At 58.0% G+C, this 13596-nt stretch carries 14 protein-coding genes; 11 read left to right on the plus strand and 3 right to left on the minus strand.

All coding sequences use genetic code 11. From position 1 onward, the window contains the following. The first annotated feature begins 19 nt into the window (after positions 1-19). The 7 genes from NAV33_RS01660 to NAV33_RS01690 all read left to right on the plus strand — a co-directional run bounded on the left by NAV33_RS01660 (position 20) and on the right by NAV33_RS01690 (position 7148). Positions 20-1168, plus strand: a complete 1149-nt coding sequence (locus NAV33_RS01660; protein WP_255976222.1) for an MFS transporter — start codon at positions 20-22, stop codon at positions 1166-1168. Positions 1169-1245: 77 nt separating this feature from the next. Then, positions 1246-2304 carry an RNA methyltransferase gene (locus NAV33_RS01665; protein WP_255976224.1) on the plus strand — a complete coding sequence of 353 codons (1059 nt, stop codon included), beginning with the start codon at positions 1246-1248 and terminating at the stop codon, positions 2302-2304. Positions 2305-2420: 116 nt separating this feature from the next. Next, on the plus strand, positions 2421-3764 hold the full coding sequence (locus NAV33_RS01670) for a leucine-rich repeat-containing protein kinase family protein (protein WP_255976226.1): 1344 nt from the start codon (positions 2421-2423) through the stop codon (positions 3762-3764). Between the two features lie 48 nt (positions 3765-3812). After that, positions 3813-4265 (plus strand): 3-phosphoshikimate 1-carboxyvinyltransferase, encoded by a 453-nt coding sequence (locus NAV33_RS01675; protein ID WP_255976227.1) that lies wholly within the window; start codon positions 3813-3815, stop codon positions 4263-4265. Positions 4266-4421: 156 nt separating this feature from the next. Beyond that, positions 4422-4640 (plus strand): DUF2970 domain-containing protein, encoded by a 219-nt coding sequence (locus tag NAV33_RS01680; protein ID WP_255976229.1) that lies wholly within the window; start codon positions 4422-4424, stop codon positions 4638-4640. 365 nt (positions 4641-5005) lie between these two features. After that, entirely contained in the window at positions 5006-6664 is a 1659-nt protein-coding gene (locus tag NAV33_RS01685) for a nitrite/sulfite reductase (protein ID WP_255976232.1), read from the plus strand. Further along, complete coding sequence (locus tag NAV33_RS01690; RefSeq protein ID WP_255976235.1) at positions 6648-7148, plus strand: DUF934 domain-containing protein; 501 nt, start codon at positions 6648-6650, stop codon at positions 7146-7148. The genes NAV33_RS01685 and NAV33_RS01690 overlap by 17 nt, the downstream gene beginning before the upstream one ends. Before the next feature lie 298 nt (positions 7149-7446). On the opposite strand, the gene NAV33_RS01695 is transcribed toward NAV33_RS01690, so the two are convergent. Then, complete coding sequence (locus tag NAV33_RS01695; protein WP_255976237.1) at positions 7447-8439, minus strand: YhdH/YhfP family quinone oxidoreductase; 993 nt, start codon at positions 8437-8439, stop codon at positions 7447-7449. A 10-nt stretch (positions 8440-8449) separates the two neighbouring features. Continuing rightward, positions 8450-9475 carry a protease SohB gene (gene sohB / locus NAV33_RS01700; protein WP_255976239.1) on the minus strand — a complete coding sequence of 342 codons (1026 nt, stop codon included), beginning with the start codon at positions 9473-9475 and terminating at the stop codon, positions 8450-8452. A 180-nt stretch (positions 9476-9655) separates the two neighbouring features. Between sohB and NAV33_RS01705 the strand changes: the two genes are divergently transcribed. From NAV33_RS01705 to NAV33_RS01720, 4 genes are all read left to right on the plus strand, one after another. Further along, positions 9656-10366: a histidine phosphatase family protein gene (locus tag NAV33_RS01705; protein ID WP_255976241.1), complete on the plus strand. Its 711-nt coding sequence runs from the start codon at positions 9656-9658 to the stop codon at positions 10364-10366. A gap of 63 nt (positions 10367-10429) precedes the next feature. Next, positions 10430-10744: an SCP2 sterol-binding domain-containing protein gene (locus NAV33_RS01710; RefSeq protein WP_045427587.1), complete on the plus strand. Its 315-nt coding sequence runs from the start codon at positions 10430-10432 to the stop codon at positions 10742-10744. A gap of 245 nt (positions 10745-10989) precedes the next feature. Next, on the plus strand, positions 10990-12057 hold the full coding sequence (locus NAV33_RS01715; RefSeq protein ID WP_255976243.1) for a phosphotransferase family protein: 1068 nt from the start codon (positions 10990-10992) through the stop codon (positions 12055-12057). Between the two features lie 26 nt (positions 12058-12083). Next, complete coding sequence (locus tag NAV33_RS01720) at positions 12084-12851, plus strand: SDR family oxidoreductase (RefSeq protein ID WP_255976245.1); 768 nt, start codon at positions 12084-12086, stop codon at positions 12849-12851. Between the two features lie 58 nt (positions 12852-12909). Here NAV33_RS01720 and NAV33_RS01725 read toward each other — a convergent pair whose 3' ends face one another. Continuing rightward, entirely contained in the window at positions 12910-13566 is a 657-nt protein-coding gene (locus NAV33_RS01725) for a hypothetical protein (RefSeq protein WP_255976247.1), read from the minus strand. Positions 13567-13596: the final 30 nt, after the last annotated feature.

Raw genomic sequence — 13596 nt, forward strand, 5'->3', positions numbered from 1 at the left:
TGATCAAGGACACTCGTGCATGTCTGCGGCGACTCACTCCGTCGATGCCACGTCACCCGTTGCTCGTCGCGCCACACGCGTCGGCTTCTTCATGGCAGGATTCGGCCTGTCAGTGTGGGCTCCGCTGGTGCCTTACGTGCGTGAGCGCATCGAGATGAGCGATGCACTGTTCGGCACGCTGCTGCTGTGTATCGGTGTTGGCTCGCTAACCTGGATGCCGCTATCCGGGCTGCTAGTGACACATCGCGGGATACGTCCGGTTGTGCTGTTCAGCGCAGTGCTGCTTTTGTTCGCCCTGACAGGGATGGCCTTCACCGAATCAATCTGGATCCTCGGCCTCGCTCTGTTCTGTTTCGGCGGCAGTCTGGGCGTCATCGATGTGGTGCTGAACATCCAGGGTGTTTTGATCGAGCGCGACACCGGCAAGCGGCACATGTCGAACTTTCACGGCATGTTCAGTCTGGGCTCGATCTGTGGTGCCGTGGCGCTCACCGGAGCGCTAACGCTAGGCCTCGCACCGGCAGCGGGCACCTTGCTGATGATCGGAGTGATCGGTACGGCTATTGTCACCGTGACGCCCGGATTTCTTCGAGACAAGGCGCCGGCTGGCGGCGTCGCCTTCGTTCGCCCAACCGGCATGGTGCTGCTGGTCGGCGGCCTGTGTTTCGTTGTCTATCTCGCCGAAGGCGCAGTGCTGGACTGGAGCGCGCTGTATCTCACCGAATACAAGGCGCTGGACACAGCCAAGGGCGGATTGGGTTACGCCAGCTTCGCGCTGATGGTGACTATCGGGCGTTTTGCCGGTACTCCAGTGGTGAACAGTCTCGGAACGGCGCGGGTGATCGGCTTCGGTGGCCTGCTGGCGGCGCTCGGCATCGGTCTGAGCATATTGACCGAACACTGGGTGTTCGCCCTGCTCGGCTACGGGTTGTGCGGTCTGGGCTGCGCCAATGTTTCGCCGGTATTGATTTCCTCGCTGAGCCGCCAACAGGCCATGCCGGTGAACCAGGCGATCACCGCCGCAACCACCATAGGCTTTGCCGGGGTTCTCGCTGGCCCGGCATTGATCGGCGTGATTGCTCACTACGGTTCGCTGACGCTTGCCTTCGGCCTGCTTGCATTACTGCTGCTCGGACTCGCGTTGGGTAGCCGCCGATTCAAGGAATAATCAGCAGCAGGAATGGCCACCCCTTCGCTCACGTCGCTACAGACCAGATTCCGGCCTTTGGCTAGAATGCGCGTCCTATGCACATCCAAGACATTTACCAGCAGCTTGCCGAGATCGGCGCCAAGCCCGTTCATACCGGTCGGGTGATGCGTGCCTGGCTCAAGGGCCAGGCGCTGGACACCGGCACCCGACATCAGAAAACCGAAGACTTCCTGCCCTTGTCTGTCCGCAATGGGCTGCCCGCTCTCAGCGAAACCGTCACCAGCCTGGTCAGGCTGCGTTCCGAACATCCCGGTGCAGATGGCTCTGCACGCCTGTTAGTAGAGCTAGCGGACGGTCAGATGGTCGAGAGCGTACTGTTGCCACGTGATGGGCTTTGCGTGTCGAGCCAGGTCGGCTGCGCAGTGGGTTGCGTGTTCTGCATGACCGGCAAAAGTGGCCTGCTGCGCCAACTTGGCAGCGCCGAGATCGTAGCCCAGGTCGCTCTCGCCCGACGTTTTCGCCCGGTGAAGAAAGTAGTGTTCATGGGCATGGGCGAACCAGCACACAACCTCGACAACGTGCTCGACGCCATCGACATGCTGGGCACCGATGGCGGTATCGGTCACAAGAATCTGGTGTTTTCCACGGTCGGCGATCCACGTGTATTCGAGCGCCTGCCCCAGCAAAGGGTGAAGCCCGCACTGGCGTTGTCGCTGCACAGCACCGACGCAGCGCTGCGGCGCGAACTGCTGCCACGCGCGCCGCAGTTCGACCCTGCCGAACTGGTCGAACTGGGCGAAGCCTATGCACGACTGGTGGATTATCCCATCCAGTATCAGTGGACGTTGCTCAAGGGTATCAATGACGGCCAGGACGAGATGGATGGGATCATCCGGTTGCTTAGAGGCAAGTTTGCGATCATGAACGTCATTCCCTACAACAGCCTTAACGATGATCAGTTTCAGCGACCGGACACCGACCGTATTCATCAAATCATGCGATACCTGCATCAGAACGGCGTGCTGACCAAGGTGCGCAATTCAGCGGGACAGGACATCGATGGCGGCTGCGGACAATTGCGCGCACGCGCCGAGCGAATCGTAAGCGCACGTCAGCGACCAGCGGAGCCGCTCGCATCAGAGCGGACAGACTGAACGTCGATGAGCGGGCACTGTCCTAGCGCATTGATTTGCTGACCGCATCGGCAAGCACCGTTTCCATCAGCACGCACCCACTGTTGCAGGTCTTTCTAAGACGGCACGAGAACAGCATGCATACGCTCGAACAACTGAAACGTGGCGAACTGACCGGCGCCACCCGCCTCGATCTGTCAGAACAACTCCAGACGTTCCCGCGCGAAATTTTCAATCTGGCTGACAGCCTGGAGATACTCAACCTCTCGGGCAACCAGCTCAGCAGCCTGCCAGACGACATGTCGCGCCTGCACAAGCTGCGTGTCCTGTTCTGCTCGTACAACGCCTTCACTGCTGTACCCACCTCAATCGGCAGCTGCGCCAATCTGGAGATGGTGGGATTCAAAGCCAACCGCATCCGCCATTTATCGGCCGAATCGCTACCGCCAAAGCTGCGCTGGCTGATTCTGACCGACAACCAGCTCGCAGCGGTACCTGACGAGATCGGTCGCTGCGAGTGGTTACAGAAGCTTATGCTCGCAGGTAACCAACTACAGACGCTGCCTGAAACGCTTGCCAACTGTACCCGACTGGAACTGCTGCGCATTGCCGCGAACCGATTGCCCGCGCTGCCCGAATGGCTACTGACGATGCCGCGCCTGAGCTGGCTGGCCTTTGGTGGCAACCCGTTCAGTGATGCGATGGAAGCGCGAATACTGGCGCAGCATCCGCTGCCGCCGGTCGATCGTGAGCAGATTGAATTGGGTGAGGTGCTCGGCCAGGGTGCTTCCGGCATCATTCATCGCGCCGACTGGCAACCGCCCGGACAAGCACCCAGACCCATGGCTGCCAAACTGTTCAAGGGCAGCCTGACCAGCGATGGGCTACCGCACAGCGAGATGGCCGCGAGCATTGCCGCGGGTGAGCATGCCAACCTGATTCGTGTCGCTGGCCCGCTGGCCGAGAGCGTCGACGCCCTGCCTGGCTTGTTGATGGAGCTTATCGAACCGACTTATGAGGTACTTGCCGGTTCACCATCCTTCGCCAGTTGCACGCGCGATTGCTACGCGCCCGAGCGACGTTTTTCCGCCCGGCAGATACTGCGAATTGCCTCGAGCGTGGCCTCGGTGGTCGATCATCTCCACCAGCGCGGCATCCTCCATGGCGACCTCTATGGCCATAACCTGCTGGTCGATCCGGTCGGCAATTCGCTGCTCAGCGACTTTGGCGCGGCCTCGTTCTTCGATCCACAAGGCTGCCAAGGGCAGAAACTCCAGCGGATCGAGGCGCGCGCGTTCGGTTGTTTACTGGAAGAATTGTTGGAGCGTTGCGACGATGCCGATTCAGATCCGCGCTTGCAGCGACTCTCCGGATTGCAGCAATTGTGCATGTCCGACCTACCCTCGCAGCGGCCTGCCTTCGGCAAATTGAAACGCGAGCTAGAAACAATCGGCCAGGCGAACGCTGCTCCGGCCGGTTAGTTGCATGCCTCCACCGCTTATCCACTGTACTGACGGCAACCTGACGCTATGCTCACACCCGATCCAAGCTCCAACGACGGCCATGGCCGCTACCCCGCCACCGACAGTACCGCAGCGCTGGAGCGTGATGCGTTCATCATCGGCTTGAAGCAGCGACTTCCTGAAGAGCTTCGCGAGAGCTTCACCGACCAGCAGTTGGAGGGGCTTCGCAGCGCCTTTGCCACGCGCTCATGGGCGCGCCATAAAATCGACCTGCGCGGCACCTTTAGCTTTTGGAGCAACCAGTACTATTTTGTGCTAGTCGGTGGACGCAACAAGCGCAGCCTGTCGCGAGCACAGCGCAACTTGTCGCTGGCAGCCAAGGCCGGCGCGATCACGCTGTTCCTGTTTTTCTCGGTGCTGGTGGGGCTGGTCGTGCTGTATTTGCTGAAATCGGCGCTCGGCATCAATCTGCTGCCAAATTATTCGCTCGGCCTGTGGGACTGGTTTAAGGGACAGTGATGCGGAAATCTACTCATCATAGGAGACCAGCCTGCTATGTCCGGAAAAATGATTACCATGACCTGGCAGAAGGAGCGGCATTCACCTCAGCCATTAATGCTGCCCCTGCATCCGGAGCTGACTAGACTCCTAGCAGACGATGGCTGAGAGGTGCCCATGAGCGAAGAGCAAGAGCACAAACCCCTTACCCTGCGGCAAATGTTGCAAAGCGTGCTAGCCGGTGCGCTGGGTGTTCAGAGCGAAAAAAACCGGACTCGCGACTTCAGTCACGGCAAGCCCAGCCACTTCATCCTGTTGGGCGTGGGTTTCACAGTGGTATTCGTCTTAGTCATTCTTGGCGTGGTCAAGCTGGTGCTGTATCTCGTGGGGCTGTGATGCAGCCCCAACAACCCCGGCTTATTGGTGGCTGACCCAGAAAACTGCCGTTGCAACCACCAGAAGAATCAGGACGAATATCGCAGTGGCGTCCGCCCTGCTGTCATTACCGTGGCGATTGGAATGTTCGGACACGACTGTTCTCCTTATTATTGGTATCTCGCGTTGCTAGCAGTTAAGACCACGCAGACGAGGCGCTCAAGGCCAAGCGCTCAAATGCCTAAAATTCAGGGATTCGTTCTAAACATATTCCCAAACATCACTTTTGCGTATAACCGGTAGCTGGTATCTTGCCGCCCTTCCCTGAACGGGTGCGCGGCCGTGCGCGCAAAAAGCTGTAGACAGCCTGAAAAACAGGACACTTCATGTACGTTTACGATCAGTACGACCAACACATCATCGAGGATCGCGTGCGCCAGTTCCGCGACCAGATTCGCCGCTACCTTGCAGGCGAACTGACCGACGCAGAATTGCTGCCCCTCCGCCTGCAGAACGGCCTGTATATCCAGCGCTACGCGCCGATGCTGCGTATTGCTGTGCCGTATGGCCTACTGTCGTCGACCCAGGTCCGCAAGCTGGCGGAGATCACCCGCAACTACGACAAGGGCTACGCCCACATCAGCACCCGGACCAACGTGCAACTAAACTGGCCCGAGCTGGAAGAGGTACCGGATATTCTCGCCGAGCTGGCCACCGTGCAGATGCATGCGATCCAGACCAGCGGCAACTGCATTCGTAACACGACTACGGACCAGTTTGCCGGCGTTGCCAAGGACGAACTGATCGATCCACGCCCGTGGTGCGAAATTATCCGCCAATGGTCGACCTTCCACCCGGAATTCGCCTTCCTGCCGCGTAAGTTCAAGATCGCCGTGAACGGTGCCGTCAGTGATCGGGCCGCCATCGAAGTGCACGACATTGGTCTTGAGGCGGTGAAGAATGAAGCCGGCGAGCTGGGCTTCCGCGTATCCGTTGGTGGTGGTCTGGGCCGTACGCCAATCGTCGGTAGCTTCATCAATGAATTCCTGCCATGGCAGCATCTGCTCACCTATCTCGACGCCATTCTGCGTGTGTACAACCGCTACGGCCGTCGCGACAACAAGTTCAAAGCGCGCATCAAGATTTTGGTCAAGGCGCTCACCCCGGAAGTCTTCGCCGAGCGCGTCGAAGCCGAGTGGTCGTATCTGAAAGACGGCGCGAACACCCTCACCGATGCGGAAGTCGAGCGCGTCAGCAAGTTCTTTGTCGATCCCGCGTACAAGACATTGGAAGACGAGGTCACCGCCCTCACCCAGCTCGACGCCGAACACCCCGGATTTGCCCGCTGGCGTGAGCGCAACGTCGTGGCCCACAAGAAGCCGGGCTATGCGGCCGTCACATTGTCGCTGAAAAGCACCGGCGTCGCCCCGGGCGATGTCACCGACAAGCAACTCGACACCATCGCCGACCTGGCTGATCGCTACAGCTTCGGTGAGGTGCGCAATTCGCACGAGCAGAACATGATCCTCGCCGACGTCGAGCAGTCGCGTCTGTTCGAGCTGTGGAACGAGCTCCGCGAATTGGGCGTCGCCACACCGAACATCGGCCTGCTGACCGACATCATCTGCTGCCCTGGTGGCGACTTTTGCTCGCTGGCTAACGCCAAGTCGATTCCGATCGCAGAAGCGATCCAGCGCCGCTTCGATGATATGGATTACCTGTTCGACATCGGCGATATCGACCTGAACATTTCCGGCTGTATGAACGCCTGCGGTCACCATCACGTCGGCCACATCGGCATCCTTGGCGTGGACAAGAAAGGCGCCGAGTTCTACCAGGTCTCCCTCGGCGGCAGCTCGGGCCGCAATGCAAGCCTTGGTCAGATCCTCGGCCCATCGTTCGCGCAGGACGTAATGCCCGACGTGATCGAAAAGGTCATCGGCGTCTATGTGGAGCAGCGTACCGAAGATGAACAGTTTCTCGACACCTTCCGCCGTATCGGTATCGACCCCTTCAAGGAGCGCGTCTATGCAGCGAATCATTAAGGACGGCCAGGTCATCGACGAAACATGGCATCTACTGCCCAAGGACGCGACGCTGGATGGTCTGTCCAATTGCGACGACTTGATCGTGCCCTTTCAGTTGTGGCTCGATCATGCCCACGCGCTAAAGGCCCGCGACGGCGGCCTGGGAATATGGCTGGACTCCGACGAAGCCGTAGAAGAACTAGCTGATGACCTGCAGCACTTCCAAGTCATCGCGCTCCACTTTCCCGCTTTCACAGATGGCCGTCATTACTCGAGCGCGCGTCTGCTGCGTGAACGTTACGGCTACAAGGGCGAGATTCGCGCAATTGGCGATGTGCTCCGCGATCAGCTTTTCTATATGCGTCGCTGCGGCTTCGATGCCTTTGCCGTGCGCCCGGACCGTGACCCGTACGAGGCGCTGGAAAGCCTCAAAGACTTTTCAGTTACCTACCAGGCCGCAACTGACGAGCCTTTGCCACTGTTCCGTCGCCGGCAAAGCTGAGCGATGTAAGCAGTCAGCAAAGGTTAAAACGCAAAAACCCGCCTAACTTGGCGGGTTTTTTTATTTCACTGATACATCGGCTCAGTAATACATCCAGAAGTTTGGGTGCTCGAGCGTAGCGACTTGAACGGTCTGCTTTTTTCCGAATGTTTCTTTGATTTTCTCTGCCAGTGTCTTCATAAACCGATTCCCGCTGTTGCGTTTTGAGTGGCGGCAGGTTCGCTCAAACAAGCGCAGCAGGAAAATCGGTTATGCCTATGATCTCAATAGCTGGCGAAGCGGCGACGGTGCGGCTGTCTCAATCCAGCCGGACCAGCATGCGTCCAACCTGCTGCCCAGCGAGCATCCGATCAATAGCCCCAGGCAAATCCTGCAGCGAAATCTCCTGGACCAAATCGCTCAGATTCGGCAGCTTCCATTGCAGCGACAGCTTGTCCCACATGGACGCTTTCACAACCAGCGGAATCTCTACCGAATCGACACCCAGAAGATTCACGCCACGGAGGATGAAAGGCAGCACGTTGGCCTGAAACCCGGTGCCGGCCGTGAGCCCACAACAGGCGACGCTCCCTCCTCGCTGAAGAGCCTTGACCACGTTGAACAGGATATCGCCACCGACGGTATCAACGGCACCGGCCCATTGTTCCTTGAGTATTGGCTTTTCAACCCCCGCCTGTAGCGCGCTGCGCTCGACGATCTGCTTGGCACCAAGTCCCTTGAGGAATTCCGCCTGATCGGCCTTGCCAGTCACCGCAGCTACGTTGTAGCCAAGGCTGGCCAGCAGCGCGACGGCGATGCTGCCGACGCCGCCAGTTGCACCGGTGACCAGTACCGGCGCCTCACCTGGCTCGAGACCAGCCTGCTCCAACTTGTCGATGCAGAGCGCGGCGGTAAGGCCTGCCGTGCCGAGCACCATCGCGTCACGCAATGACAGACCGGAAGGACGCTTGATCACCCATGCAGCAGGAACGCGGATGTATTGACCAAAACCACCTGCTGTATTCATCCCCAGGTCGTAGCCGGTCACGATGACTTCATCGCCTTTGGCGAGCTCCGAGACGCTGGACTCGACTACGGTACCGGCAGCATCGATGCCCGGCGTGTGCGGGAAATTGCGGGTCACTCCGCGGTTACCGCTGGCCGAAAGCGCATCCTTGTAGTTCAACGACGAATAGCTCACGCGAATCAGCACGTCGCCTTTAGGCAGATCATCGGTGGTGCGCTCGACGACACGCGTCTCGAAGCGGCTGTCCGCGTTCTCGCTGGTCTGCAATGCTTTGAAAATTGCCATCGGTAGCTCCTTATTGCCAGAATCGTTGCTCGTTCAGCCGCGTCCATCCCTTGAGCAAGCCATGCTCCATCGCGGCACTGGCCGCCATGCCGAATCGCTCGGGGAGGCTTTTCTTTTCCGCATAATGCAGCTGGAACAGGTCCGCCTCACGTGCGCGTGAGGCTAGGTATTCGTCGCTGGTCTGCAGTTCGTCAACGAGTCGCTTGCCAAGTGCGGCGATACCCAGCCAAATCTCACCGGTCGCAACATCGTCAATGGACACTTGCTGGCGGTAGCGCGCAACGAAGTTCTTGAACAGCTCATGAGTAGTTTCCAAGTCATCCTGGAATTTTTCTCGTCCCTTCTCGGTATTCTCACCAAACACCGTCAGGGTTCGCTTGTACTCGCCTGCGGTCAGCACCTCGAAGTCGACGTCATGCTTCTTGAGCAATCGATGAACATTAGGCAGCTGCGCAACGACGCCGATGGAACCGAGTATCGCGAACGGTGCGCAGAGAATCTTCTGGCCGATACAGGCCATCATGTAACCACCGCTTGCCGCTACCTTGTCGACGCACACTGTCAAAGGCACCCCCGCATCGCGGATACGCACAAGCTGAGAGGCTGCCAGGCCATAGCCGTGGACCATGCCGCCACCGCTCTCAAGACGTAGAACCACTTCGTCCTGAGGTGTCGCCAGGGTCAGCAATGCGGTGATCTCGTGGCGTAGATTCTCGACCGCGGAAGCCTTGATGTCGCCATCGAAATCCAGCACGAACACACGCGGTCGGCTTTCGGGATTTTTCTTCGCCAACTTCGCAGCCTTGGCTTCACGCTTGCGCTGAAGCTTGAGCTGAGACTTCTCGATCAATGACTGTTCAAGGCGCTCGCGCATCGACTTGTAAAAATCGTTGAGCTTATGGACCTCAAGATGTCCGCCGCCCTGTTTATGCCGCCCGCGCCGCAGCGAAGCAAGCGCAACTAGCACAACTAGAATCGCGATCACCAGCGTTACGGTCTTAGCCAGAAAGCTTGCATAGTCAGCAAGAAATTCCACAGATCCTCCTAGGATTATCTACAGGCGCCAGCAGAAACCCGACATGGCGCAAACCGGTCAAGCATACCGACTGCACGGCTATAGGGGCCAGCGCAGTGCAATTCAAACAAACGTATGATTTATCGTTGACACTCTAAAGCGATCCCCCTACCCTCGCGAAAACAGGGGTCGGAGCGGAGCATGGGCAGTATCTATCTGATCAGACATGGTCAGGCGTCATTCGGCGCGGAAAACTACGACGTTCTGTCGCCGCTCGGCTTCCAGCAATCAGCCGCTCTGGGTGATCACCTCAACCAATTAAATATTCGCTTCGACCGTTGCATAAGCGGTGAGTTGAACCGACAGCAGGACACGGCAAGGACCACCCTTGATCGGCTAGGCTCGTACCAAGGGCAGCAGCCCGTAGTTGAAGTCGATTCAGCTTTCAATGAGTTCCGTGCCGATGAAGTGATCCGTGCTCACATGCACGACCTGCTGGCTGTGGAACCCAGCGCCATACAGATATTCGCTAACGCCGCCAACCATCGGGCCGAGTTCCAGCGCCTGTTCAGTTACGCGATTCAGCGATGGGTTTCCGGCGAGCATGAGAAAGAAGGGCTGGAAAGCTGGCAAAGCTTCATCGACCGCGTCCAGACCGGTTTGAATCGTTTGCTTGACCAGGCAGGCAAGAAAGATCGCATCGCTGTATTCACTTCTGGCGGGACCATTACGGCGCTGCTTCAATTGGTTATCGGCGTGCCGCCCATCAAGGCATTCGAAATGAACTGGCAGATCGTCAACACTTCGCTCAGTCATCTGAAATTTCGCGATCGAGATATGGCACTGGCCTCGTTCAACAGCTATGTGCATCTGGAGTTGCTGAAAAATCCGGAGCTCGTCACCTATCGATAAGCTCCAGCCCAACTGCGGCCTAAGGCTGCATGTTTTTCCACGATAACCAAAGGGAACTACCCGATGAGCAACGTCGACGAAACCATCCAAGGCATGAAGGCCAAGTTCAACCCTAGCGCTGCGGCCGGCCTGGATCTGGTGTTTCAGTTCAATATCACCGACGCGGAAAACTACTATCTGGTCGTCAAGGATGGCACTTGTGACTTCCACAAGGGTGAGTCGGCCGATGCCAACGTTACGTTGATCATGGATAGCGAAACCATGCAAGGCGTGATCAGTGGCGAAACCGATGGTATGCAGGCCTTCATGGCGGGCAAGCTGCGCGCCGAAGGCGACATGATGCTCGCTCTGAAACTGAGCGAGCTGTTCCCGGCCTGATCCAGCCGAGACGCAACCAAAACCGAAGTCCGACGACTTCGGTTTTTTTTTGCGCACATTTAATGAAGATCATGCATCAAGCGCCTTGATTGGCCAGCAACACCCCGGCCAATAACGACCCTCTTTGCTTGGTGATGCTCGTACAGCGCATTAAATTACGGACGCCGGATGATCGGATGGAGGCCTGCGAACAAGCGCGGCAACACCCGGTTCGTCGAGGCTCGATTACAAGAGAAGGGACAAGCATGGCGCTAACAGATCAGACCAGCCGCATCCGTGAAGGCGAAGAACTGCCAACAGAACTCGTCGACCAATACCTGAAGACCCGTATCTCAGGATTGCAAGGTACACCGAGCATTTCGCAGTTTCCGGGTGGCGCGTCCAACCTGACCTATTTGCTGGAATATCCGACACAGGAATTCGTGCTGCGTCGCCCACCGTTCGGCCATAAGGCCAAATCCGCGCATGATATGGGCCGTGAATACCGGATACTCAACCAGCTCAACGCCGGCTTCCCATACTGCCCAAAAGCTTACGCCCACTGCGTCGACGAGACGCTTATCGGCGCTGAGTTCTACGTCATGGAACGGGTCAAGGGCATCATACTGCGCGAGGATATGCCGCCGGAGCTGGGCTTCACGGCGGAGCGGACCACCGCTCTGTGCAAAAGCTTCATCGACAAGTTCGTTGATCTGCACAGTGTCGATTACAAGGCTTGCGGCCTGGGCGATCTAGGTAAACCGGAAGGCTACGTCCAGCGTCAGATTACCGGCTGGATCGATCGTTATGAGCGTGCAATCACCCCGGACGCACCGAACTGGGAGCCGGTCAAAGCCTGGTTGCGGGACAAGATGCCTGCCGATCATCATAAACCCGGCATCGTCCACAACGACTATCGCTTCGACAATGTGATCCTCAGCCCTGACAGCCCGATGGAGATCATCGGTGTCCTAGACTGGGAAATGGCGACCATTGGCGATCCGCTGATGGATCTCGGTAACACGCTCGCCTACTGGATCGAAGCTAACGACCCGGCACCCGTACAGCTGATGCGCAAGCAGCCCAGCAATGCGCCGGGAATGCTAAGTCGTCAGGCTTTCGTCGACTATTACGCAGAGCGAGCAGGTATTCGCATCGATAACTTCGATTACTACTACACCTATGGGCTATTTCGCCTGGCCGCCATCGTCCAGCAGATCTATTACCGCTATTTTCATGGTCAGACCCAAGACAAGCGGTTCGCGAAATTCGTGCAAATGAACGCCCTGCTTGAACAAATGAGCCTGCAGATCATCAACAAATCGAAGCTGTAACACAGCTCACCAATAGGAACCCTTCCATGAGCAAAACCACTCTGTTCGATCTGGATGGCAAAATCGCTTTCGTATCCGGCGCCAGTCGCGGTATCGGTGAGGCGATCGCCAAACTACTGGCCCAGCAAGGCGCCCATGTCATCGTTTCGAGCCGCAAGATCGAAGGCTGTCAGGCCGTCGCGGACGCTATCGTCGCCGCTGGCGGCAAGGCGACTCCGGTGGCCTGTCACATCGGCGAACTGGAGCAGATCCAGACCGTCTTCGAGCAGATACGCGAGCAGTTCGGCCGACTAGACATACTAGTCAACAACGCGGCTACCAATCCGCAGTTCTGCCATATCCTCGATACCGACGTCTCGGCATTCCAGAAGACTGTCGACGTCAACATTCGTGGATACTTCTTCATGTCCGTCGAGGCCGGCAAGCTAATGCGTAAAAATGGCGGAGGCAGCATCATCAACGTTGCGTCGATCAACGGCGTGACGCCTGGCAACTTCCAGGGGATCTATTCGATTACCAAAGCGGCCGTGATCAACATGACCAAGGCGTTCGCCAAGGAGTGCGCACCACAGGGCATCCGCTGCAACGCGCTGCTGCCGGGCCTGACCGACACCAAGTTCGCCTCCGCGCTGGTCAAGAACGACTCGATCCGCGAAGAAGCGCTGCGCCATATTCCGCTGCATCGCGTCGCCGATCCGAGCGAAATGGCTGGCGCCGTACTGTATCTGGCGAGCGACGCGTCGAGCTACACCACAGGCCTGTCGCTCAACGTGGACGGCGGCTACCTCGCCTGAACCCGCTGTGACGAAAAAGGGACCCCTTGGGTCCCTTTTCATGCGCGGTGGATTGCCATTACCAATTCTTCATCGCTTGCTCCGCTGCAGCATTTACCGGTTTCGCCAGCAACCCGGTGGGTGCCATCTCAACTGTATATTCGGCGCCATCGGCGCCATCGGCGATAGGCAGATAGCTGACCCGATGGGGGCGTGCCTCAAGAATCAGAGGTGCGCATTGGCAATCCTGCAACCACGCCCAGAAATCGATCCCAGCCAGGCTTTGTCCGAGTTCGACACGAGGACGCCGAGCCTGATTCTGCTGTTCCACCGCAAGATAGCGTCCGGAAAGCTTCTCCAGTCGAAAACCGGGTTCCAGACCAATCAGCGTGGCCAGCCCTTTCCAATGGAGCGCGCGAAGGTCGAGCTGCCATAGGTCACCCTCCAGCGTGACGAATCGGATCTGATTGCCCTCTTCCACCTTTACCTGGTAGCGCTGCTGGCCATCAGCCTGAAAAGATAGAGAAACAAGTGGTTTGCCTTGTTCAAGTGGCTGATAAGTTCTTACATCCCAGGCAATCAAGCCAATCAGACCACCCAGCGTGAGAACCAGCATACCAAAGGTGCCACGCAGCCATCCCAGTAGCCAGCGACCGCTAAGCAATAGCCGCAGCGCCACCAGCGCGGTGATCAACGCAAGCAACGCGACGACTACCGCAAGCCCCAGATATTGCATTACTTACCGTCCTTGAAATTCAGTGGTGCA

This window comes from Stutzerimonas stutzeri, assembly GCF_024448715.1.
GTDB classification, from domain to species: domain Bacteria; phylum Pseudomonadota; class Gammaproteobacteria; order Pseudomonadales; family Pseudomonadaceae; genus Stutzerimonas; species Stutzerimonas stutzeri_AR.

What these genes read in the sequence shown, in the direction of transcription:
- NAV33_RS01685 (WP_255976232.1), top strand. Translation starts at nt 5,006, where the DNA reads ATGTACGTTTACGATCAGTACGACCAACACATCATCGAGGATCGCGTG.
- NAV33_RS01720 (WP_255976245.1), top strand. Translation starts at nt 12,084, where the DNA reads ATGAGCAAAACCACTCTGTTCGATCTGGATGGCAAAATCGCTTTCGTA.
- NAV33_RS01660 (WP_255976222.1), top strand. Translation starts at nt 20, where the DNA reads ATGTCTGCGGCGACTCACTCCGTCGATGCCACGTCACCCGTTGCTCGT.
- NAV33_RS01680 (WP_255976229.1), top strand. Translation starts at nt 4,422, where the DNA reads ATGAGCGAAGAGCAAGAGCACAAACCCCTTACCCTGCGGCAAATGTTG.
- NAV33_RS01675 (WP_255976227.1), top strand. Translation starts at nt 3,813, where the DNA reads ATGCTCACACCCGATCCAAGCTCCAACGACGGCCATGGCCGCTACCCC.
- NAV33_RS01690 (WP_255976235.1), top strand. Translation starts at nt 6,648, where the DNA reads ATGCAGCGAATCATTAAGGACGGCCAGGTCATCGACGAAACATGGCAT.
- NAV33_RS01705 (WP_255976241.1), top strand. Translation starts at nt 9,656, where the DNA reads ATGGGCAGTATCTATCTGATCAGACATGGTCAGGCGTCATTCGGCGCG.
- NAV33_RS01715 (WP_255976243.1), top strand. Translation starts at nt 10,990, where the DNA reads ATGGCGCTAACAGATCAGACCAGCCGCATCCGTGAAGGCGAAGAACTG.
- NAV33_RS01665 (WP_255976224.1), top strand. Translation starts at nt 1,246, where the DNA reads ATGCACATCCAAGACATTTACCAGCAGCTTGCCGAGATCGGCGCCAAG.
- NAV33_RS01670 (WP_255976226.1), top strand. Translation starts at nt 2,421, where the DNA reads ATGCATACGCTCGAACAACTGAAACGTGGCGAACTGACCGGCGCCACC.
- NAV33_RS01725 (WP_255976247.1), bottom strand. Translation starts at nt 13,566, where the DNA reads ATGCAATATCTGGGGCTTGCGGTAGTCGTCGCGTTGCTTGCGTTGATC.
- NAV33_RS01695 (WP_255976237.1), bottom strand. Translation starts at nt 8,439, where the DNA reads ATGGCAATTTTCAAAGCATTGCAGACCAGCGAGAACGCGGACAGCCGC.
- NAV33_RS01710 (WP_045427587.1), top strand. Translation starts at nt 10,430, where the DNA reads ATGAGCAACGTCGACGAAACCATCCAAGGCATGAAGGCCAAGTTCAAC.